Origin of the sequence: Variovorax cryoconiti, assembly GCF_051216395.1 — a bacterium.
Lineage (GTDB): Bacteria > Pseudomonadota > Gammaproteobacteria > Burkholderiales > Burkholderiaceae_C > Variovorax.
In genome coordinates this window covers 86,531-105,868 of the sequence record NZ_JBPJZI010000011.1, presented here as the reverse complement: position 1 = coordinate 105,868, position 19,338 = coordinate 86,531, and the positions used below count along the sequence as shown (strand labels likewise).

17 protein-coding genes are annotated in these 19,338 nt (G+C 67.9%); 13 read left to right on the top strand and 4 right to left on the bottom strand.

Annotated elements, in window-relative coordinates:
* Positions 1 to 33: 33 nt before the first annotated feature.
* Complete coding sequence (locus ACSFA2_RS22255; RefSeq protein ID WP_435457501.1) at positions 34 to 1,449, top strand: APC family permease; 1,416 nt, start codon at positions 34 to 36, stop codon at positions 1,447 to 1,449.
* Here ACSFA2_RS22255 and ACSFA2_RS22250 read toward each other — a convergent pair.
* Entirely contained in the window at positions 1,422 to 2,066 is a 645-nt protein-coding gene (locus tag ACSFA2_RS22250) for an FMN-dependent NADH-azoreductase (protein ID WP_435457500.1), read from the bottom strand. The genes ACSFA2_RS22255 and ACSFA2_RS22250 overlap by 28 nt on opposite strands.
* Positions 2,067 to 2,199: 133 nt before the next feature.
* On the opposite strand from ACSFA2_RS22250, the gene ACSFA2_RS22245 reads away from it, so the two are divergent.
* The 8 genes from ACSFA2_RS22245 to ACSFA2_RS22210 all read left to right on the top strand — a co-directional run bounded on the left by ACSFA2_RS22245 (position 2,200) and on the right by ACSFA2_RS22210 (position 8,973).
* Positions 2,200 to 3,162 carry a LysR substrate-binding domain-containing protein gene (locus ACSFA2_RS22245; RefSeq protein ID WP_435457499.1) on the top strand — a complete coding sequence of 321 codons (963 nt, stop codon included), beginning with the start codon at positions 2,200 to 2,202 and terminating at the stop codon, positions 3,160 to 3,162.
* Between the two features lie 76 nt (positions 3,163 to 3,238).
* Complete coding sequence (locus tag ACSFA2_RS22240) at positions 3,239 to 3,880, top strand: peroxiredoxin (protein WP_435457498.1); 642 nt, start codon at positions 3,239 to 3,241, stop codon at positions 3,878 to 3,880.
* On the top strand, positions 3,877 to 4,452 hold the full coding sequence (locus tag ACSFA2_RS22235) for an RBBP9/YdeN family alpha/beta hydrolase (RefSeq protein WP_435457497.1): 576 nt from the start codon (positions 3,877 to 3,879) through the stop codon (positions 4,450 to 4,452). Before ACSFA2_RS22240 ends, ACSFA2_RS22235 begins: the two co-directional genes overlap by 4 nt.
* The gene (locus ACSFA2_RS22230) at positions 4,449 to 5,456 is read left to right on the top strand and encodes a sulfate ABC transporter substrate-binding protein (RefSeq protein ID WP_435457496.1); all 1,008 of its coding nucleotides are present in this window, start codon (positions 4,449 to 4,451) and stop codon (positions 5,454 to 5,456) included. Before ACSFA2_RS22235 ends, ACSFA2_RS22230 begins: the two co-directional genes overlap by 4 nt.
* 31 nt (positions 5,457 to 5,487) lie before the next feature.
* Positions 5,488 to 6,366 carry a sulfate ABC transporter permease subunit CysT gene (cysT, locus tag ACSFA2_RS22225; protein ID WP_435457495.1) on the top strand — a complete coding sequence of 293 codons (879 nt, stop codon included), beginning with the start codon at positions 5,488 to 5,490 and terminating at the stop codon, positions 6,364 to 6,366.
* 90 nt (positions 6,367 to 6,456) lie between these two features.
* Complete coding sequence (gene cysW, locus ACSFA2_RS22220) at positions 6,457 to 7,350, top strand: sulfate ABC transporter permease subunit CysW (RefSeq protein WP_435457494.1); 894 nt, start codon at positions 6,457 to 6,459, stop codon at positions 7,348 to 7,350.
* Positions 7,351 to 7,360: 10 nt separating this feature from the next.
* Positions 7,361 to 8,473, top strand: coding sequence for a sulfate/molybdate ABC transporter ATP-binding protein (locus ACSFA2_RS22215; RefSeq protein ID WP_435457493.1), 1,113 nt, complete (start codon positions 7,361 to 7,363; stop codon positions 8,471 to 8,473).
* Positions 8,470 to 8,973, top strand: coding sequence for a disulfide bond formation protein B (locus tag ACSFA2_RS22210; protein WP_435457492.1), 504 nt, complete (start codon positions 8,470 to 8,472; stop codon positions 8,971 to 8,973). Before ACSFA2_RS22215 ends, ACSFA2_RS22210 begins: the two co-directional genes overlap by 4 nt.
* A gap of 13 nt (positions 8,974 to 8,986) precedes the next feature.
* Here the strand turns inward: ACSFA2_RS22210 and bla are convergent, their stop codons facing one another.
* Positions 8,987 to 9,871 (bottom strand): class A beta-lactamase, encoded by an 885-nt coding sequence (gene bla / locus ACSFA2_RS22205; RefSeq protein ID WP_435457491.1) that lies wholly within the window; start codon positions 9,869 to 9,871, stop codon positions 8,987 to 8,989.
* Positions 9,872 to 9,995: 124 nt separating this feature from the next.
* On the opposite strand from bla, the gene ACSFA2_RS22200 reads away from it, so the two are divergent.
* Complete coding sequence (locus tag ACSFA2_RS22200; protein WP_435457490.1) at positions 9,996 to 10,856, top strand: LysR family transcriptional regulator; 861 nt, start codon at positions 9,996 to 9,998, stop codon at positions 10,854 to 10,856.
* 31 nt (positions 10,857 to 10,887) lie between these two features.
* Here the strand turns inward: ACSFA2_RS22200 and ACSFA2_RS22195 are convergent, their stop codons facing one another.
* Entirely contained in the window at positions 10,888 to 11,580 is a 693-nt protein-coding gene (locus ACSFA2_RS22195; RefSeq protein WP_435457489.1) for a P-loop NTPase family protein, read from the bottom strand.
* A gap of 88 nt (positions 11,581 to 11,668) precedes the next feature.
* Entirely contained in the window at positions 11,669 to 12,436 is a 768-nt protein-coding gene (locus ACSFA2_RS22190; RefSeq protein ID WP_435457488.1) for a hypothetical protein, read from the bottom strand.
* Between the two features lie 104 nt (positions 12,437 to 12,540).
* On the opposite strand from ACSFA2_RS22190, the gene smc reads away from it, so the two are divergent.
* The 3 genes from smc to ligA are packed head-to-tail and all read left to right on the top strand — an operon-like array spanning position 12,541 to position 19,256.
* On the top strand, positions 12,541 to 16,053 hold the full coding sequence (gene smc / locus ACSFA2_RS22185) for a chromosome segregation protein SMC (RefSeq protein ID WP_435457487.1): 3,513 nt from the start codon (positions 12,541 to 12,543) through the stop codon (positions 16,051 to 16,053).
* Positions 16,050 to 17,144, top strand: coding sequence for a cell division protein ZipA C-terminal FtsZ-binding domain-containing protein (locus tag ACSFA2_RS22180; RefSeq protein ID WP_435457486.1), 1,095 nt, complete (start codon positions 16,050 to 16,052; stop codon positions 17,142 to 17,144). The genes smc and ACSFA2_RS22180 overlap by 4 nt, the downstream gene beginning before the upstream one ends.
* A gap of 21 nt (positions 17,145 to 17,165) precedes the next feature.
* A complete protein-coding gene (ligA, locus tag ACSFA2_RS22175; protein WP_435457485.1) occupies positions 17,166 to 19,256 on the top strand; it encodes an NAD-dependent DNA ligase LigA in 2,091 nt (696 codons plus the stop codon).
* Positions 19,257 to 19,338 lie beyond the last annotated feature (82 nt).

The following is a 19,338-nucleotide window of genomic DNA, read 5'->3' as shown; positions in this document are numbered from 1 at the left end:
CACTGCGTGTCGTCTCTCTATCGGAGTTGCCCGATGACACAGGCCATCCCCGACACGCCGTCCAGCACGACCGAACGCGAGGCCGAGCCCGCGCTGCACCGGGTGATGGGGCCGTGGCTGCTGCTGCTTTTCATCGTCGGCGACATCCTCGGGACCGGCATCTATGCCCTCACCGGACAGGTGGCCAAGCAGGTCGGCGGCGTCGTGTGGCTGCCCTTCCTCGTGGCGTTCGCGGTCGCGCTGGTCACGGCTTTCAGCTACCTGGAACTGGTGACCAAGTACCCGCGTGCCGCCGGCGCGGCGCTGTACACGCACAAGGCCTTCGGCATCCATTTCATCACCTTCATCGTGGCCTTCGCGGTCATGTGCTCGGGCATCACCTCGGCCTCTACCGCATCGCGCGCCTTCGCCGCGAACTTTTCCGGCGCCTTCGGGCTGGACCTGGGCACGGGCGGCTGGGGCATCACCGGCGTCGCCCTGCTGTTCATGGCCGTGGTGGCCATCGTCAATTTCCGCGGCGTGGGCGAGAGCGTCAAGGCCAACGTGGTGCTGACCTGCGTGGAACTCACCGGCCTGCTGATCATCATCTGCATCGGCGCCTGGGCCATCGGCTCGGGGCAGGGCGACGTGTCGCGCATCACGCAGTTCAAGGCGACGCCCGATGGCGGCGGCGCCTTCTGGTCGGTCATCGCGGCGACCACGCTGGCCTTCTTCGCCATGGTCGGCTTCGAGGACTCGGTCAACATGGCCGAGGAATGCAAGGACCCGTCGCGCATCTTCCCGAAGGTGCTGCTGGCGGGCCTGGCCATCACGGGCGTGATCTATGTGCTGGTGTCGATCTCGGCCGTCACGCTGGTGTCGCCGGAGGACCTGGGCGAGGGCGAGACGCCGCTGCTGAAGGTGGTGCAGGCCGGTGCGCCGAACTTTCCGGTGTGGATCTTCGGCTTCATCACGATGTTCGCCGTTGCCAACAGCGCGCTCATCAACATGCTGATGGCGAGCCGGCTGGTCTACGGCATGAGCCGCGAGAAGGTGCTGCCCGACGCGCTGGGCAAGGTGCATGCGAAGCGGCGAACGCCCTACATCGCGATTGGCTTCACCACCTTGCTGGCTTTCGGCCTGATCGGCTTCGTCGGTGGCGTGCCTGCGCTGGGCGGCACGACGGCACTGCTGCTGCTGTGCGTGTTCACGGTGGTGAATGTCGCGGTGCTGGTGCTGCGGCGGGAGAAGGTCGAGCACAAGCACTTCCGCACGCCGACCCTCCTGCCGGTGGTCGGCGCGCTGTCATGCGCGTTTCTGGTGGGGCCGTGGACCGGCCGCGCGATGGTGCAGTACCAGATCGCGGCCGTGCTGCTGGCCATCGGCGTCGTGCTGTGGGGGCTGACCGTGCTGGTCAACCGCCACAGCCGGCGGACTGGCGCTCAGGCAGCGAGCGTGGCGACGCCCTGATTCGCGGCTTCGGCGCTGGCGGTGCGGATCTCGGCGCGGGCCGATTCGATCGCCGCTGCCTTGGCCGCTTCGCCCATCGCCAGGCCTTCGGCACGCACGATGCGCACGTCGGTGATGCCGAAGAAGCCGAACACCACCTTCAGGTAGCTTTCCTGGTGCTCCATGGCCCGGCCGCCTTCGCTGGTCGAATACAGGCCACCGCGCGTCGACGCGACGATGACCGTCTTGCCGCCGGCCAGGCCGACCGGGCCCTTTTCGGTGTACTTGAAGGTGCGGCCCACTTGGGCCAGGCGGTCGATCCAGGCCTTGAGCTGGCTGGGCACCGAGAAGTTGTAGAGCGGGGCGCCGACCACGATCACGTCGGCGGCGAGGAACTGGCTCACCAGCTTCTCGGACACGGCGTTCTCGCGCTTCTGCACTTCGGTCGGCTCGGCCACGGCCACCTTGATGCCCAGGGCATTGGCGTCGAAGTGGTTGGGCGTGTCCACGGCCAGGTCGAGGTGCTCGACGGTGGTGTCCGGGTGGACGCGGCGCCATTCGGCCACGATCTCGGCGGTCAGTTGGCGGGAGACGGAGTTGGTGCCCAGGACGCTGGAATCCACTTGCAGCAGTTTCATGATCGTTCGCTCACTTTCGGTTGGAAGCATCGGCACGGAAGGCCGGCATATAGACAATTCTATTTTTGGAGCGAGTCGGCGATAAGTAGCCATATTTGCGTCAGATCGTTCCTTATTTGGGACAATCCGGGCCATGCAAGATCTCAACGACATGGTGTTCTTCGCCGAAGTGGCGGAGCGGGGCGGCTTCACCGCCGCCAGCAAGGCGCTCGGCATTCCCAAGTCGCGGCTGTCGCGCCGGGTCGCCGATCTGGAATCCGTGCTCGGCGTGCAGCTGCTGCAACGCAGCACCCGCCGGCTGTCGCTCACGTCGGCCGGTGAGGTGTACTTGCGGCATTGCCTGGAAATGCGCGATGCGGCACAGGCGGCTGCGGAGGCCGTCTCTCAGGTGCAGACCGAGCCCCGCGGCACGGTGCGCATCAGCTGTCCGGTCACGCTCGCCCAGGCCAGCGTCGGGCCGCTGCTGCCGATCTTCATGCGTCGCTACCCGCTGGTGCGGGTCGAGATGCGGGTGATGAACCGGCCCGTCGACCCGGTGGAGGACGGCGTCGATCTGGCACTTCGCGTGCGTACCGTGGTGGAAGACAGCGCCACGCTGGCGGCGCGCCAGTTCGGCATCAGCCGCGGCCTGTTGGTGATCAATGCCGAGCGCATGGCGCACCAGGGCCAGATCAACGGGCCGGAAGACCTGGTGCGCATCGACACGGTGGGCATGTCTGCCGGCGAGGGCCGCGCCGTGCTGCCGCTCCACGGGCCCGACGGCAAGCTTCACCAGGTGCCGCACCATCCGCGCTATGTGGCCGACGACCTGCTGGCGCTCAAGTCGGCCATCGTGCAGGGCATCGGCGCCGGCATGCTGCCTGACTACATGTGCCGCCGCGAGATCAAGAGCGGCGAACTCGTCGAACTGCTGCCGGGCTGGACGCCGCCGGCCGGCATCGTGCACGCCATGTTCGCGCCGCGCCGCGCCCAGGTGCCGGCGGTGCGGCACCTGATCGACTTCCTGGCCGAGCATCTCGACGGTGACGAACCGCATGCAACGGTCCGCTGCGAGCAGCGCTGCTCGGAACAGTCCCTTATTCCCGAATCGCGATAAACAAACAAGTAGATATTCGTTTGTTATCCGAGCAAGGCTTTCCACAATCGGTGCTCCACACCCCGGAGCAACGACCATGGCCACCCTTCGACTCGGCGACACCGCCCCCGATTTCCAGCAGGATTCCAGCGACGGCCCCATCAGCTTCCATGCCTGGGCCGGCGATTCGTGGGTGGTGCTGTTCTCGCACCCGGCCGATTTCACGCCGGTCTGCACCACCGAACTGGGCAAGACCGCGGCGTTGGCCACCGAATTCGCCAAGCGCGGCGTGAAGCCGATCGCGGTGAGCGTCGACCCGGTGGGCAAGCACAAGGAATGGATCGCCGACATCAATGAGACGCAGAACACCACGGTCAACTTCCCGATCCTGGCCGATGCCGACCGCAAGGTCGCGAACCTCTACGACATGATCCACCCGAACGCGTCGGCCACGGCCACCGTGCGCAGCGTGTTCATCATCGACCCGAAGCACGTCATTCGCACCACGCTGACCTACCCGGCCAGCACCGGCCGCAACTTCGACGAAATCCTGCGCGTCATCGACTCACTGCAGCTCACCGACAGCCACAAGGTCGCGACGCCCGCCAACTGGAAAGACGGCGACGACGTCGTCATCATCCCGAGCATCCAGGACCCGGCCGAACTGGCGGAGCGCTTCCCCAAGGGCTTCAAGGCCGTGCGCCCGTACCTGCGCGTCACCCCGCAACCGAACAAGTGACCCACCGCGTCGTCATCGTTCCCGGCTGGCGCGATTCCGGCCCCGGCCACTGGCAGAGCCTGTGGGCCGAGGGCCTGGACGGTGCCGTGCGCGTGGAACAGGACGACTGGGTGTCGCCGCGCCGCGCATCCTGGGTGAGGGCGATCGGCGACCTGATCCTGGCGCAGGATGCGCCGGTGGTCGTGGCCGCGCACAGTCTGGGCTGCATTGCGACGACGCACCTGCCGCCCGACGTGGTGGCGCGCATCGCCGGTGCGCTGCTGGTGGCACCGGCCGACCCGGAGCGCCGTGCCGCCCTCAATGATTTCGCCCCGGTGCCCTATTCAGCGCTGCCTTACCGCAGCGTGGTGGTGGCGAGCAGCAACGACCCGTTCTGCCCCGTGCGCCTGGCGGGCGCCTATGCCCGCGCCTGGGGCAGCGAATTCGTCCGCATGCAGAATGCGGGCCACATCAACGTCGACTCCGGACACGGCGACTGGCCCCTGGGCCTGGCGCTGCTGCAGTCGCTGACCGAAACGCCGAGCCAGCTGCTGGCCGGCCACAACGCTTCCGACAACCTGGCCACCCTATGACTTCCAGAATCAAGACGATCTTCGCCGCCGTGGTTTTCGCCGCGGCCGCTTCCGGCGCCATCGCGCAGACCACGACGCTGCTCAACGCGTCGTACGACGTGGCCCGCGAGTTCTACAAGGACATCAACCCGGCCTTCATCGCGAGCTACAAGAAGGCCACCGGCAAGGACGTGAAGATCGACCAGGCGCACGGTGGCTCCAGCGCCCAGGCGCGCGCGGTGGCCGACGGCCTCGACGCCGACGTGGTGACGATGAACACCACCACCGACGTCGATTTCCTCGCCGGCATCGGCGTGGTCGCCAAGGACTGGCAGAAGCGCTTCCCCGACAACGCGTCGCCGACCACCTCGACCATGCTGTTCCTGGTGCGCAACGGCAACCCCAAGGGCATCAAGGACTGGGAAGACCTGACCAAGCCGGGCGTGCAGGTCATCGTCGTCAACCCCAAGACCGGCGGCAACGGCCGCTACGCCTACCTGGCCGCCTGGGGCTACGTGAAGAAGAAGGGCGGCACCGATGCCCAGGCCGCCGAGTTCGTCGGCAAGCTGTTCAAGAACGTGCCGGTGCTGGGCAAGGGCGGCCGCGACGCGACCACCATCTTCCTGCAACGCAACATCGGCGACGTGCTGATCACCTTCGAATCCGAAGTGCTGTCGATCGACCGCGAATTCGGCGCCGGCAAGGTCGATGCCGTGTACCCGTCGATCAGTGTGCTGGCCGAGAACCCGGTCGCCGTCGTCGAGCGCACCGTCGCCAAGAAGGGCACCGCCGACGTGGCCAAGGCCTACCTCGACTTCCTGTACTCGGAAGAGGGCCAGGAGATCGCCGCCAAGCATGCGCTGCGCCCGCGTTCGCCGGCCGTGCTGAAGAAGTACGCCGCCACCTTCAAGCCGGTGCAGCTGTTCACCGTGGCCGAGCTCTTCGGCAGCCTGGGCGAAGCGCAGAAGGTGCACTTCAACGACGGCGGCCAGTTCGACAAGCTCTACACGCCCGGCACCAAGTGAACGCCCTGGTTCGGCTCCGGAGCGCCGCGCGATGAGCGGCGCCCCCTCGTCGGCGCTGTCGTCCGCGGCAGCGCCGGTTTCACGTTCGGGTGGCATGCGGCGCGTGCTGCCGGGCTTCAACCTGACGCTCGGCTACACCCTGTTCTACCTCTGCCTGATCGTGCTGATCCCGCTGTCGGCGCTGGTCTTCAAGACCTTCACGCTGAGCTGGGACCAGTTCTGGGTGGCGGTCACCGCGCCGCGGGTGATGGCGTCGTACCGGCTGACCTTCGGCGCGTCGCTGATCGCCGCGCTGGTCAACCTGGTCTTCGGCCTGCTGGTGGCCTGGGTGCTGGTGCGCTACAAGTTCCCGGGCAAGAAGATCGTCGATGCGCTGGTCGACCTGCCGTTCGCGTTGCCCACCGCCGTGGCCGGCATCTCACTGACCGCGCTGCTGGCCGGCAACGGCTGGATCGGCCAGTACCTCGAGCCGCACGGCATCAAGCTGGCGTTCACGCCGGCGGGCATCGTGATCGCGCTGATCTTCATCGGCCTGCCTTTCGTGGTTCGCACGGTGCAGCCGGTGCTCGAAGACACCGAGAAGGAGCTGGAGGAAGCCGCCACCTCGCTCGGCGCGAACCGGCTGCAGACCTTCACCCGCGTGATCCTGCCTTCCATCCTGCCGGCGCTGCTCACGGGCTTCGCGATGGCTTTCGCGCGCGCGGTCGGCGAGTACGGCTCGGTCATCTTCATCGCCGGCAACATGCCGATGATCTCGGAGATCACACCGCTCATCATCATCGGCAAGCTCGAGCAGTACGACTACGCCGGCGCGACCGCGGTGGCGCTGGTGATGCTGGTCATCTCCTTCCTGCTGCTGCTGGTCATCAACGCCCTCCAAGGCTGGCAGCGCCGGCGATCGGCCACCTGACATGAAAAGTACCCCCACGCTCATCGCTTCGCGTATCGCTGCCCCCCGAGGGGGCGCGTCAGTGCCTTCGGGCGGCCGGGCGGCACTGACATGAGTGCTCCCCAAAAAGTCATCCGCCGAGCACGTGCCGGCACCACCGAGGCGCCCTGGGTCCGCTGGACCCTGATCGGGCTCGCGCTGCTCTTCATGTTCCTGTTTCTCGTGCTGCCGCTCGCTGCCGTGGCGACCGAGGCGCTGCGCAAGGGCTTCGGCGCGTACGTCGAGGCGTTGAAGGAACCCGATGCCTGGAGTGCGATCCGCCTGACGCTGATCGTCGCCGCCATCACCGTGCCGATGAACCTGGTCTTCGGCGTGGCCGCGGCCTGGGCCATCGCCAAGTTCGAGTTCCGCGGCAAGGCCGTGCTGACCACGTTGGTCGACTTGCCGTTCGCGGTGTCGCCGGTGGTGGCTGGCCTGATCTACGTGCTGGTGTTCGGCGCGCAGGGGTGGTTCGGTCCCTGGCTCGCCGCGCACGATGTGAAGATCATCTTTGCGGTGCCCGGCATCGTGCTGGCCACCGTCTTCGTGACCTTTCCCTTCATCGCGCGCGAACTCATTCCACTGATGCAGGCGCAGGGCACCGACGAGGAGCAGGCGGCCATCGTGCTGGGTGCAACCGGCTGGCAGACCTTCTGGCGCGTCACGCTCCCCAACATCAAGTGGGGTCTGCTGTACGGCGTGATCCTGTGCAATGCGCGCGCCATGGGCGAGTTCGGCGCGGTGTCGGTGGTGTCGGGCCATATCCGCGGCCAGACCAACACGATGCCGCTGCACGTCGAGGTGCTCTACAACGAGTACCAGTCGGTCGCGGCCTTCGCCGTCGCGTCGCTGCTGGCCATCCTGGCGCTGGTCACGCTGGTCATCAAGTCGGTGATCGAGTGGCGCCACGAGCGCGAGATGAAGGCCATCGCGGAACTGCCGCCCGAGCGTCCTCAGGCCGCCTGAAAGAGAAATCATGAGCATCGAAATCCGCAACATCAGCAAGCAGTTCGGCGACTTCCGCGCGCTGAACGATGTCAACCTCGACATCGCCTCGGGCGAACTGGTCGCGCTGCTCGGCCCCTCGGGCTGCGGCAAGACCACGCTGCTGCGCATCATCGCGGGGCTGGAGACGGCCGACGCTGGCAGCATCCTGTTCTCGGGCGAGGACACCACCGACGTGCACGTGCGCGAGCGCCAGGTCGGCTTCGTGTTCCAGCACTACGCGCTGTTCCGCCACATGACCGTGTTCGAGAACGTCGCCTTCGGCCTGCGCGTGAAGCCGCGCCGCGAGCGCCCGTCGGACGCGCAGATCAAGCAGAAGGTGACCGAGCTGCTCAAGCTGGTGCAGCTCGACTGGCTGGCCGACCGCTACCCTTCGCAACTTTCTGGCGGCCAGCGCCAGCGCATCGCGCTGGCCCGTGCGCTCGCCGTCGAGCCCAAGGTGCTGCTGCTCGACGAACCGTTCGGCGCATTGGATGCGAAGGTGCGCAAGGAGCTGCGCCGCTGGCTGCGCCGCCTGCACGACGAGCTGCACGTCACCTCGATCTTCGTCACGCACGACCAGGAAGAGGCGCTCGAGGTGGCCGACCGCGTGGTGGTCATCAACAAGGGCAAGATCGAGCAGGTCGGCTCGCCGCAGGAGGTCTGGGACCATCCGGCCAGCCCCTTCGTCTACGGCTTCCTGGGCGACGTGAACCTGTTCCACGGCCGCGCGCACGAAGGCGAGGTGCAGCTCGAAGGCATCCGCCTGCAGGCGCCGGAGCACAGCGGCGTGCAGGACAGCAAGGCGCTGGCCTATGTGCGGCCGCACGACATCGACATCCAGCCGTACGTCGCAGGCGCTGTATCGGGCGCCGCATCGCGTGGATTGGTCGCCAAGATTTCGCGCGCCATCGTCGTCGGACCCATCGCGCGGCTGGAACTCGAACCCGTCGAAACGACTCCTGATAATCCTGCATCCGGAACCATCATCGAAGCGCAACTCCCTGCGCAACAGTTCCGGGACCTGGGCCTCGCCGAGGGCGACACCGTCGTCGCCACGCCGCGCAAGGCCCGGGTGTTCGTAGAAGATTGGGTGTCTCCTTGATCGACTGGTATTTCGGCGCACCGCGCCGCGCGTTCGCGCTGATCTGCCTGGCCTGCGTGGCCATGCTGGCTTTCGGCATGTACCTTCAGCACGTGGTCGGCCTCGAGCCGTGCCCGATGTGCATCGTGCAGCGCTATGCGCTCGTCCTGGTGGCGGTGATCACCGGGCTGACCGCCCTGGCACGCGGGCGCGGCCTGCAGGCGACGGGCGCGGCGCTGGCGCTGATCGTCGCCATCGGCGGCGCCTATACCGCCGCGCGTCAGAGCTGGCTGCAGTGGTACCCGCCGGAATTCGGTTCCTGCGGGCGCGACATCTACGGGATGATCGAGACCTTCCCGCTCCAGCGCGCGATCCCGATGATCTTCCGCGGCAGCGGTGACTGCACCAAGATCGACTGGACCTTCCTGGGCCTGTCGATCGCCAACTGGTCCTTCGTGTGCTTCGTGGCGTTCGCGGTGCTGCTGCTGGTGCTGCTGGTCAGGCGCCCACGGCGCATCTGATCGTGCGTGGCGCTCAAGCGCCGACGAAGTCCGGGATCAGCGCCGCGACCGCGGCCAGCGCGGCGTCCCGTTGCGCGAGCGGCGCCTGGGTCTGCGTGAGGTAGGTCGTCACGAGAATCGGCGGCCGGCCCGGCGGCCAGACCACCGCCACGTCGTTGTTCGTGCCGAAGGCGCCGCCGCCCGTCTTGTCGCCCACCTGCCAGCCCGCCGGAAGGCCCGCGCGGATCTTCTGGCCGCCGGTTTTGTTGGCGATCAGCCAGTCCCGCAGTTGCGCGCGCGACGCGGGCTTCAGCGCATTGCCGAGCACCAGTTTCTGCATCAGTCCGAGCATGGCGGCCGGTGTGGTCGTATCGCGTGGATCGCCCGCGATGGCCTCGTTCAGTCCGGGCTCGTTGCGGTCGAGGCGTGTCAGCGGATCGCCCAGCGAGCGCACGTAGGCCGTGAGTCCGGCGGGTCCGCCGAAGCTGGCGAGCATCAGGTTGGCGGCAGCGTTGTCGCTCTGGGTGATGGTCGCCTCGCACAGTGCGCCCATCGTCATCGTGCCGCCGACATTCGGTTCGGTGAGCGGGGAGTGCGGCACGATCACCGAGCGTTCGATGGCGATGAGGCGGTCGAGCGTGTCCTGGCCGCTGTCGACGCGCTGCAGCACCAGGGCCGCGGCCAGCAGCTTGAAGGTGCTGCACATCGGAAAGCGCTCGTCGGCACGGTGACCCAAACGCCGGCCGTCCGCGGTGTTCAGGATGCAGACGCCGAGCCTGCCGCCGCTCGCGGCTTCGATCTGCCGCAGTTTCACTTCCACGTCGTGTGCGCCTTGCCCTTTGGAATTCTTGGCGCTGGCGCCAGCGGCCATGGCGGCCAGCCCGCCGCCCAGGGCCAGCGAAAAGAGTCGTCTCTGCATTCGTATCTTTCTCGAGAGGTGTTGGGAAGGTCTGGACGATAGCGACGGACGCGTTCTGCATCCAATGCAAAGAACGCAGCCGAGCCATAAGAAAATCTGGGTCTTGAAGAAGGATCCACGACCCATGCAACTCCCGCTCAATGCCTTGCGCGCCTTCGAGGTGTCGGCGCGCCACCTCAGCTTCACCCGTGCGGCGCTGGAACTGCACGTCACGCAGACGGCGGTGAGCCAGCATGTGAAGAACCTGGAGGACCGCATCGGCGCACAGCTCTTCCGGCGCCTGCCGCGCGGCCTGGCGCTCACCGACGAAGGCGCGGCCCTGCTGCCCGTGCTGGCACAGTCCTTCGGCCGCATCGCGAGCGTGCTCGGGCAGTTCGGCGAGGGGAGGGCTCGCGAGGCGCTCACGATCGGCGTGGTCGGCACTTTCGCGGTCGGCTGGCTGATGCCTCGGCTGCAGGATTTCCAGCAGTTGCATCCCTTCGTCGACCTGCGCCTGTTCACCCACAACAACCGGGTCGACCTGGCGGGCGAAGGCCTGGACTACGCGATCCGTTTCGGCGATGGCGCCTGGCACGGCACCGAGGCCGAGCCCTTGATGACGGCGCCCTTGTCGCCGGTCTGCGCGCCGGCATGGGCCGACCGACTGCAGCGGCCGGCTGACCTGCACGGCGCGACCCTGCTGCGCTCTTATCGCAGCGACGAATGGCCGGCCTGGTTCGCGGCCGCTGGCGTGGAGTGCCCGGTGTTGCGAGGCGCGGTCTTCGATTCGTCCATGACCATGGCCGAGGCGGTGGGGCAGGGTGCCGGCGTCGCCCTGCTGCCGGTCGCGATGTTCGGCCGCGAATTGCGGCAGGGCCGCCTGGTGCGACCCTTCGCCGTCGAAACGCAGAACGGCCGCTACTGGCTCACGCGGCTCAAGTCGAAAGCCGAGGGACCGGCGATGCAGGTGTTTCGCGCGTGGCTGCTGCAGGCGGTCGCGGCCTGAGAGGCTGAACGATGCGCGCGGGCGCGGGGGACTACAGCGGCAGCGTGTCGAAGGCCGCGTAGGCCGTGCCCAGCCAGGTCTTCACGCGCTGACGCTCGAGCAGGCCGAGGGCGTGCGGGCCTTCGCGGTCGTTGACGGCTTTCCAGAAGCTGCTGTTCTGCGCGTCGATCTTGCGCATGCTGGCGTCGTGCAGGCGCGGCAGCGCGATCACGCGTGCGCCGTGGGCGACCGCCTTCTGCAGCGATTGCGAGCCCAGCAGCATGCCGAAGTCGCTGCCGCGGCCGTAGTTCTGCACCACGATGTAGTTGGGGCGGTCGCCGAAGGTGTCGATCAGCGTGCCCAGCAGGTCGGTGGAATCCTTGCCGTCGTCCAGCACATGCCAGAAATTGACGGCCACGCCGAGTTCGGTGAAGACGTCGAACAGGTCCGATTCCTTGATCCAGCGCGACAGCGGCGCCAGCGTCTGCGCCGCCAGGTCGACGATCACGCTCTGCTGCGGGTTGTGTTCGAAGCCGTTGACCACCTTGTCGAGGCCCTCGAAGCTGTCGACCACCACCGGCGAGGCGAAGCCCTCGTAGAAGCGCGTGAAGGAGCTGTGCGAACGGTCGGTGTCGAAGCCGGTGAAGGGCCGGCTGTGGTCGATGAAGTACTGCGCCAGCACCCGCGACGTGACCGACTTGCCGACCCCACCTTTTTCGCCGCCGATGAAATTGATGGAGCTCATGTGTTGTGCCTGGGTAGGAGGGAGTGAAGGGAAAGCAGAAGGCTGCGAAGCATTTTAGGTGCCACGTCGCGCCGCACGGCGACGGCCTTCAGGGCTTCGCCAGCGACAGGAAGGGCCCGAGGCTGCCCATGATCCAGCCCTGCGCGAAATCGAGCGCGGCGCGTCGGTACTTCTCGTCGGCCTGAGCGGCCAGCAGGTCCAGCCGCGCCACGATCTTGGAAAGCTCGCGGTCGACCACCAGGTTGCGCCCGCGTTCGCTGATCTCGGTGGCCAGCAGCAGCGGCTGGCCGTCGGAACCGGTCTTCGAGCCGATCAGCCACAGCGAGATCTCGATGTTGCGTGCCGCCCGATAGCTGTTCTCGGCGTTCACGCCGTCGACCATCGTCTGCTCCCAGGTGTTGCCGTTGGCTTCCTTGAGCATCGTGGCCCAGCCGTAGACCAGCGCGGCGATGCGGTCGCCGGCGTAGCCGGGCTCGAAGGCCAGGCGCACGGCCTCGATGCCGCTCTTGCCGCCGAGGGCCGGCAAGGGTGTGGCCTGCGTGACGGCGTCCCAGGTGCGCTGGATGGCGTCGTCCGCGCTGGCGGCGCTCTTGCGCCACTCGCGTGGGTTGCGCCGGTACAGCGACAGTTGCACACGCCGGATCGACTGCAGGTTGTCGCGCAGCGCCAGGTTGGCGATGCGGTTCGCGCTGGACTGCATCCATTCGCGGCTGTCGTAGTTTTCGGCGCGGTCGGTGGAGCGGAGGGCGGCGCAGCCCCCCAGGCCGAGCGCCGCGGCGGCGGCACCTGCCAGCAGCGCACGACGATCGATGAAAAATGAGCGCCGATCATGGGGCGGCAGGGGTGAATCGCGCATGGTGTGCACGGTATCATCGCGTGCTCGGGCGGCAGCCGGCGGGCTGTGCAAAATTCCTTACAAATCAATACCTTGGCCCCAGAGCCAAGACGGAACGACCCCTCGTGCGTCTCAATTCCATCAAGCTTTCCGGCTTCAAGTCGTTCGCCGAACCCACCAACTTCCTGCTGCCGGGCCAACTGGTCGGCGTGGTCGGGCCCAACGGCTGCGGCAAGTCGAACATCATGGATGCGGTGCGCTGGGTGCTGGGCGAATCGCGCGCGTCGGAGCTGCGCGGCGAGTCGATGCAGGACGTGATCTTCAACGGCACGACCACCCGCAAGCAGGCCAGCCGTTCCAGCGTCGAGCTGGTGTTCGATAACGCCGACCACCGCGCCGGCGGCCAGTGGTCGCAGTTCACCGAAATCGCGGTGCGCCGCGTGCTCACGCGCGACGGCACCAGCAGCTACTACATCAACAACCAGCCGGTGCGCCGGCGTGACGTGCAGGACGTGTTTCTGGGCACCGGCCTCGGCCCGCGCGCCTACGCCATCATCGGCCAGGGCACGATCAGCCGCATCATCGAATCCAAGCCCGAGGAGCTGCGTCTGTTCCTCGAGGAAGCCGCCGGCGTCTCCAAGTACAAGGAGCGCCGCCGCGAGACCGAGAACCGCCTCGGTGACACGCGCGAGAACCTCACGCGCGTCGAAGACATCCTGCGTGAACTCAACGCCAACCTCGAGCGCCTGGAGAAACAGGCCGAGGTGGCGCAGCGCTACAACACGCTCACGGCCGACGCCACGCGCAAGCAGCACCAGTTGTGGTTCCTCAAACGCAGCGAGAGCGAGGCCGACCAGGCCAAGATCCAGGCCGACGCCGGCAAGGCGCTGAACGACCTCGAGTCGCGCACCGCCGATCTGCGCCGCATCGAGTCCGAACTGGAGACGGTCCGCCAGGCGCACTACGCGGCCGGCGACCAGGTCAACCAGGCGCAGGGCAAGCTCTACGAGGCCAGCGCCGAAGTCGGCCGGCTCGAAGGCGAGATCCGCTTCGTGGTCGAAGGCCGCCAGCGCGTCGAGCAGCGCCTGATCCAGCTGCGCGAGCAGATCGGGCAGTGGAGCGGCCGCAAGGACGACGCCGAGGCCGAGATCGAGACGCTGGCCGGGCAGGGCGTCGACGCCGAAGAGCAGGCCGAATTGCTGGCCGCGCAGCTGGAAGAGCACGACGCACGCCTGCCCGAACTGGAAGAGGCGCAGCAGCGTGCGCAGGACGAAGCCAACGCCCAGCGCGCGAGCGTGTCGCAGGTACAGCAGCAAATCCAGGTGCTGGCCGCCGACCAGCGCAACATCGAAGAACAGAGCCGCCAGCTGACGATGCGCAGCGAACGTCTACGTGCCGACAAGCAGGCGCTCGCCGCACCGGACGACGCCAAGCTGCAGGATTTGCAGTTCCAGTTCTCTGCCGCGCAAGAGGCCGCGGCCGAAGCCGACGCCCGCCTGCAGGACCTGCAGGAATCGGTGCCGCAGCTCGACGACGACCGCCGCACGAAGCAGCAGGCCGTCAACACCGAGGGCGCCCGCCACACCGAACTGTCGGCGCGCCTCGAAGCACTCAAGGCGCTGCAGGAAAAGGTCAAGACCGACGGCAAGCTCGTGCCCTGGTTGGCCAAGCACGGCCTCGATGGCCTGCAGGGGCTGTGGAGCCGCATCCACATCGAGCAGGGCTGGGAGAACGCGCTCGAATCGGCGCTGCGCGAACGGCTGGGCGCGCTCGAGGTGTCGCGCCTGGACATGGTCCGCGCCTTCGGCAACGACGCGCCGCCGGCCAAGCTGGCCTTCTACAACCCGCCGTCGGCTGGTGCGCCCCCGGGCAGCGCGACGCTGCCGCGCCTGTCCGATCTGCTGCGCCTGAACGATGCCGGCCTGCAGGCGTTGCTGGTCGACTGGCTGCACGGCTGCTACACCGCGCCCAGCTTCGAAGAGGCGCTGGCCCAGCGCGACAAGCTGCAGCCCGGCGAAGCGATCTTCGTGCAGAGTGGCCACGCGGTGAGCACGCACAGCGTGAGCTTCTACGCGCAGGATTCGGAGCAGGCCGGCCTGCTCGCACGCCAGCAGGAAATGGAAAACCTGGAGCGCCAGTTGCGCGCCCAGACCTTGATCAGCGACGAGGCGCGGACGGCGCTGGTGCGTGCCGAAGCGGCCTACGCCGACGCGGCGCAGCGCCTGGTCAGCGTGCGTCGCGAAGCCGCCGAAACACAATCGCGCTCGCACGAGCTGCAGGTCGAGACGCTGCGCCTGACGCAACTGGCCGAACAAACCCGCGCCCGCAGCGAGCAGTTGGCGGCCGACCTTGGGGAGGTCGACGCGCAGCTCGAGGAACTGCAGGAACGCCGCATCGCCGCCGAAGGCCGCTTCGAGGAACTCGACATGCAGCTGGCCGATGCGCAGGAGCGTCATGCGCAGCTCGACGAACGCGTGATCGAGGCCGGCCGTGCGCTGGCTGCGAGCCGCGACCAGCACCGCAGCCTGGAACGCCAGGCGCAGGAAGCGACCTTCACCCGGCGCAGCGTCGAAGCCCGTCGCGGCGAATTGAGCCGCGCGATCGAGACCGCGGCGCAGCAGACCGTGTCGCTGGCCGACGAGCAGGAACGTGCGCAGGCCGAACTCGGGCGCCTGTCCGACGCGGCGGCGCAGGCTGGACTGCAGGACGCGCTGTCGCTCAAGCTCGAGCGCGAGACGTCGTTGGGCGCCGCGCGCAGCCAGTACGACGACCTCACAATGAAGCTGCGTGCCAGCGACGAGCGCCGCCTGCAGCTGGAGCGCGAGCTCGATCCGCTGCGCCAGCGCATCACCGAATTCCAGTTGAAGGAACAGGCTGCGCGCCTGGGTGTCGAGCAGTACGCGACGCTGCTCGCCGACGCGCAGGCCGACCTCGAAGCGGTGGCTGCATCGATCGAGACCGACAAGGTCCGGCTGGTCGGCCTGCAGAGCGAGATCGAGCGCATCCACCGCGAGGTCGCGGCGCTGGGCGCGGTCAATCTCGCGGCGCTCGAAGAACTGGCGACCGCCAGCGAGCGCAAGCTCTTCCTCGACGCGCAGTCGGCCGACCTGAACGAAGCCATCACCACGCTCGAAGACGCCATCCGCAAGATCGACGGCGAAACCCGCGAGCTGCTCGGCGGCACCTTCAAGATCGTCAACGAGCACTTCAGCCGCATGTTCCCCGAGCTGTTCGGTGGCGGCAACGCGCGGCTGGTGATGACGGGCGACGAAATCCTCGACGCCGGCGTGCAGGTGCTGGCGCAGCCTCCGGGCAAGAAGAACCAGACCATCCACCTGCTCTCGGGCGGCGAGAAGGCGCTGACCGCCATCGCGCTGGTCTTTGCGATCTTCCAGCTCAACCCCGCGCCCTTCTGCCTGCTGGACGAAGTGGATGCGCCGCTGGACGACGCCAACACCGAACGCTACGCCAAGCTGGTGACCGCCATGAGCAAGAGCACGCAGTTCCTCTTCATCAGCCACAACAAGATCGCGATGGAGATGGCCGAGCAGCTGATCGGCGTGACCATGCAGGAGCAGGGCGTGTCGCGCATCGTGGCGGTGGATATGGAATCTGCCGTGTCGATGGTCGAAGCATGAGCAGCCTCACCATCGCCCTGGCCGTCCTCGGCGGCCTCTTCCTCGCCGCCGTGGTTGGCTACGACACCTGGATGTCGCGCCGGAATGCACCGCGCCAGCCCGATGCGCCACCGCCCACCGGCTTCGACGAGCTGCCGCCGGCACGGTCGGACGAAGAGCCGGTGCTGCATGCGGATCCGCACCCCACGCCCGGCAACGAGCGGCACGAGCCGCTGTTCGACCCCGACCTGCCGGCGCCCAGCGCGCTGCCGATCCCGATGGCCGACCGCCGTGGCGGGCTGGACCCGCTGATCGACGTGATCGCACCGGTGTCGCTCGACGGGCTGGTGTCCGGCGATGCCGCCATCGCCGCCATGCCGGCCACCCGGCGCGCCGGCAGCAAGCCCGTCGCCATCGAAGGCCTCAACGAGCACAACGGCGAATGGGAGCCACCGGTGGCCGGCCAGCGCTACGGCGCCTTCCAGGTGGGCGTGCAACTGGCCAACCGCACCGGCGCGCTCAACGAGATCGAGTACTCCGAATTCGTGGTGAAGGCACAGGCCTTTGCCGATGCGGTGGGCGGTGCGCCGGAATTTCCCGAGATGCTCGACGAGGTGGCGCGTGCGCGCGAGCTCGACCAGTTCGCGAGCGCGCACGACGCGCAGCTCGCCTTCGTGCTGCGTGCGCGGCACGCGGCATGGAGCCCCGGCTATGTGCAGCAGAACGCGGCGCGGCTGGGCTTCGTCGCCGGGATGATCCCGGGCCGGATGGTGCTGCCCGCGGCCGAAGCAGGACTGCCGCCGATCACCGGCCTGTCCTTCGACACCCAGGCGGCGCTGGCGGACGACCCGGCGCAGTCGGCCATCCGCGAGCTGACCCTGAGCCTCGACGTGCCGCAGGTCGACCGCGGCGAGCGGCCCTTCGCGCGCATGCGCGATGCCGCCGCCACACTGGCCCGCGAGATGGATGGTGTGGTGACCGACAGCGACGGCCAGCTGCTGCGCGAGGAGACGATGGACGCCATCGGCGCCGACCTCGAACAGCTCTACGACACGCTGGATTCGCGCGACCTGGCGGCCGGGTCGCACCTGGCGCGGCGCCTGTTCAGCTGACCTTTTTCTGGAGACACCGCCATGACGACGCGTGAAGACGCGGCGCGCGAGGCCGCCGCCTTGAGCGAGCAACTGCACCGCCACGCCCATCTCTACTACGTGCTCGACGCGCCCGAGCTGCCCGACGCCGACTACGACAAGCTGTTCCAGCGCCTGCAGGCGCTCGAGGCCGAATACCCCGAACTGCGCACGGCCGATTCGCCCACGCAACGTGTGGGTGGACAGGTGCGCGATGGCTTCGTCAAGGTACGCCACCGGGTGCCGATGCTGTCGATCCGGACCGAGACCGACATCACGCCCGGCGGCGCAAGCGCCTTCGACGCCCGCGTGCGCAAGGAGCTCGGCCTGCCCGAGGACGGCCCGCAGGTCGACTACGTCTGCGAGCTGAAGTTCGACGGCCTGGCCATGAACCTGCGCTACGAAGACGGCGTGCTGGTGCAGGCGGCCACGCGGGGCGACGGCGAGGTCGGCGAGGACGTGACGCAGAACATCCGCACCGTGCGCGAGATTCCCTTGCGGCTGAACGGCACCGCACCGCCAGTGGTCGAGGTGCGTGGCGAGGTCTACATGAAGCGTGCCGACTTCGATGCGCTCAACGCGCGGCAGCGCGAGCGGATCGCGGCTGGCCAGAAGAACGAGAAGGTGTTCGTCAACCCGCGCAACGCGGCGGCCGGCGCGGTCCGGCAACTCGACCCGGCCATCGCGGCGTCGCGGCCGCTGAGCTTCTTCGCGTATGGACTGGGCGAGGTCAGCGCGCCGGAGGAGGGTGGCCCCGACTGCCCGACCCAGTTCGACTGGCTGCAGCAGTTCCATGCCTGGGGCTTCCCGGTCGCCAGCCAGACGGCGCGGGCACGGGGCGCGATCGAGCTGATCGCGTTCCACGAGAGCATCGGCCGACAGCGCGACGCCTTGCCCTACGACATCGACGGCGTGGTCTACAAGGTCGACAGCGTGGTGCTGCAGCGTCAGCTCGGCTTCGTCTCGCGCGAACCGCGCTGGGCGGTGGCGCACAAGTACCCGGCGCAGGAGCAGATGACCGAGGTGCTGGCCATCGAGGTGCAGGTCGGTCGCACCGGCAAGCTCACGCCGGTCGCCAAGCTGGCGCCGGTCTTCGTCGGCGGCGTGACCGTGACCAACGCGACGCTGCACAACGAGGACGAAGCCCGCCGCAAGGATGTGCGCGTGGGTGACACGGTGATCGTGCGGCGCGCGGGCGACGTCATTCCGGAAGTCGTTGGCGTCGCGCCGGACAGCCTGGCCAAGCCCGACACCGAGCGCGGGGCGCTCTTCACCATGCCGCGCCAATGCCCGGTCTGCGGCTCCGACGCGCTGCGCGAGGAAGACGAAGTCGACTACCGCTGCACCGGCGGCCTGTTCTGCCCCGCGCAACGCAAGGAGGCCATCCTGCATTTCGCGGCCCGCCGTGCGCTCGATATCGAGGGCCTGGGCGACAAGCTGGTCGAGCAGCTTGTCGACGCGCAACTCATCCGCACCTTGCCCGATCTCTACAAGCTGGGCTTCACGACGCTCGCGGGGCTGGACCGCATGGCCGACAAGTCGGCGGCGAACATCGTCGCAGCGCTTGAGGCGTCCAAGCAGACGACGCTGCCACGCTTCCTTTTCGGGCTCGGCATCCGTCACGTCGGCGAGAGCACGGCCAAGGATCTGGCCAAGCACTTCGGCAAGCTCGACGCCATCATGGACGCGCCTGAGGTGGAACTTCTCGAGGTCCGCGATGTCGGACCGGTGGTGGCGACGAGCCTGCGGACCTTCTTCGATCAGCCCCACAACCGCGAGGTGGTCGAGCAGTTGCGTGCCAGCGGGGTGACCTGGGAAGAGGGCGAACCCGCCGCACGGACGCCCCGTCCGCTGGCGGGCAAGACCTTCGTGATCACCGGCACTTTGCCTACGCTCAGCCGGGACGAGGCCAAGGACAAACTGGAAGAGGCCGGGGCCAAGGTGGCAGGGTCGGTCAGCAAGAAGACGAACTACGTGGTCGCCGGGACCGACGCCGGCAGCAAGCTGGAGAAGGCCCGGCTGCTGGAGGTACCGGTCATCGACGAGCAGGCGATGCTCGCGATGCTTGTCAGTGAAGACGGCGCACGGCCTTGAAGCCCGCTGCTGCGAATCGTGCATAGCGTGTCACCGGCTTTACCTTCGCTTTGCGTGGCGGCGTCAACAGGGGGACGGATCT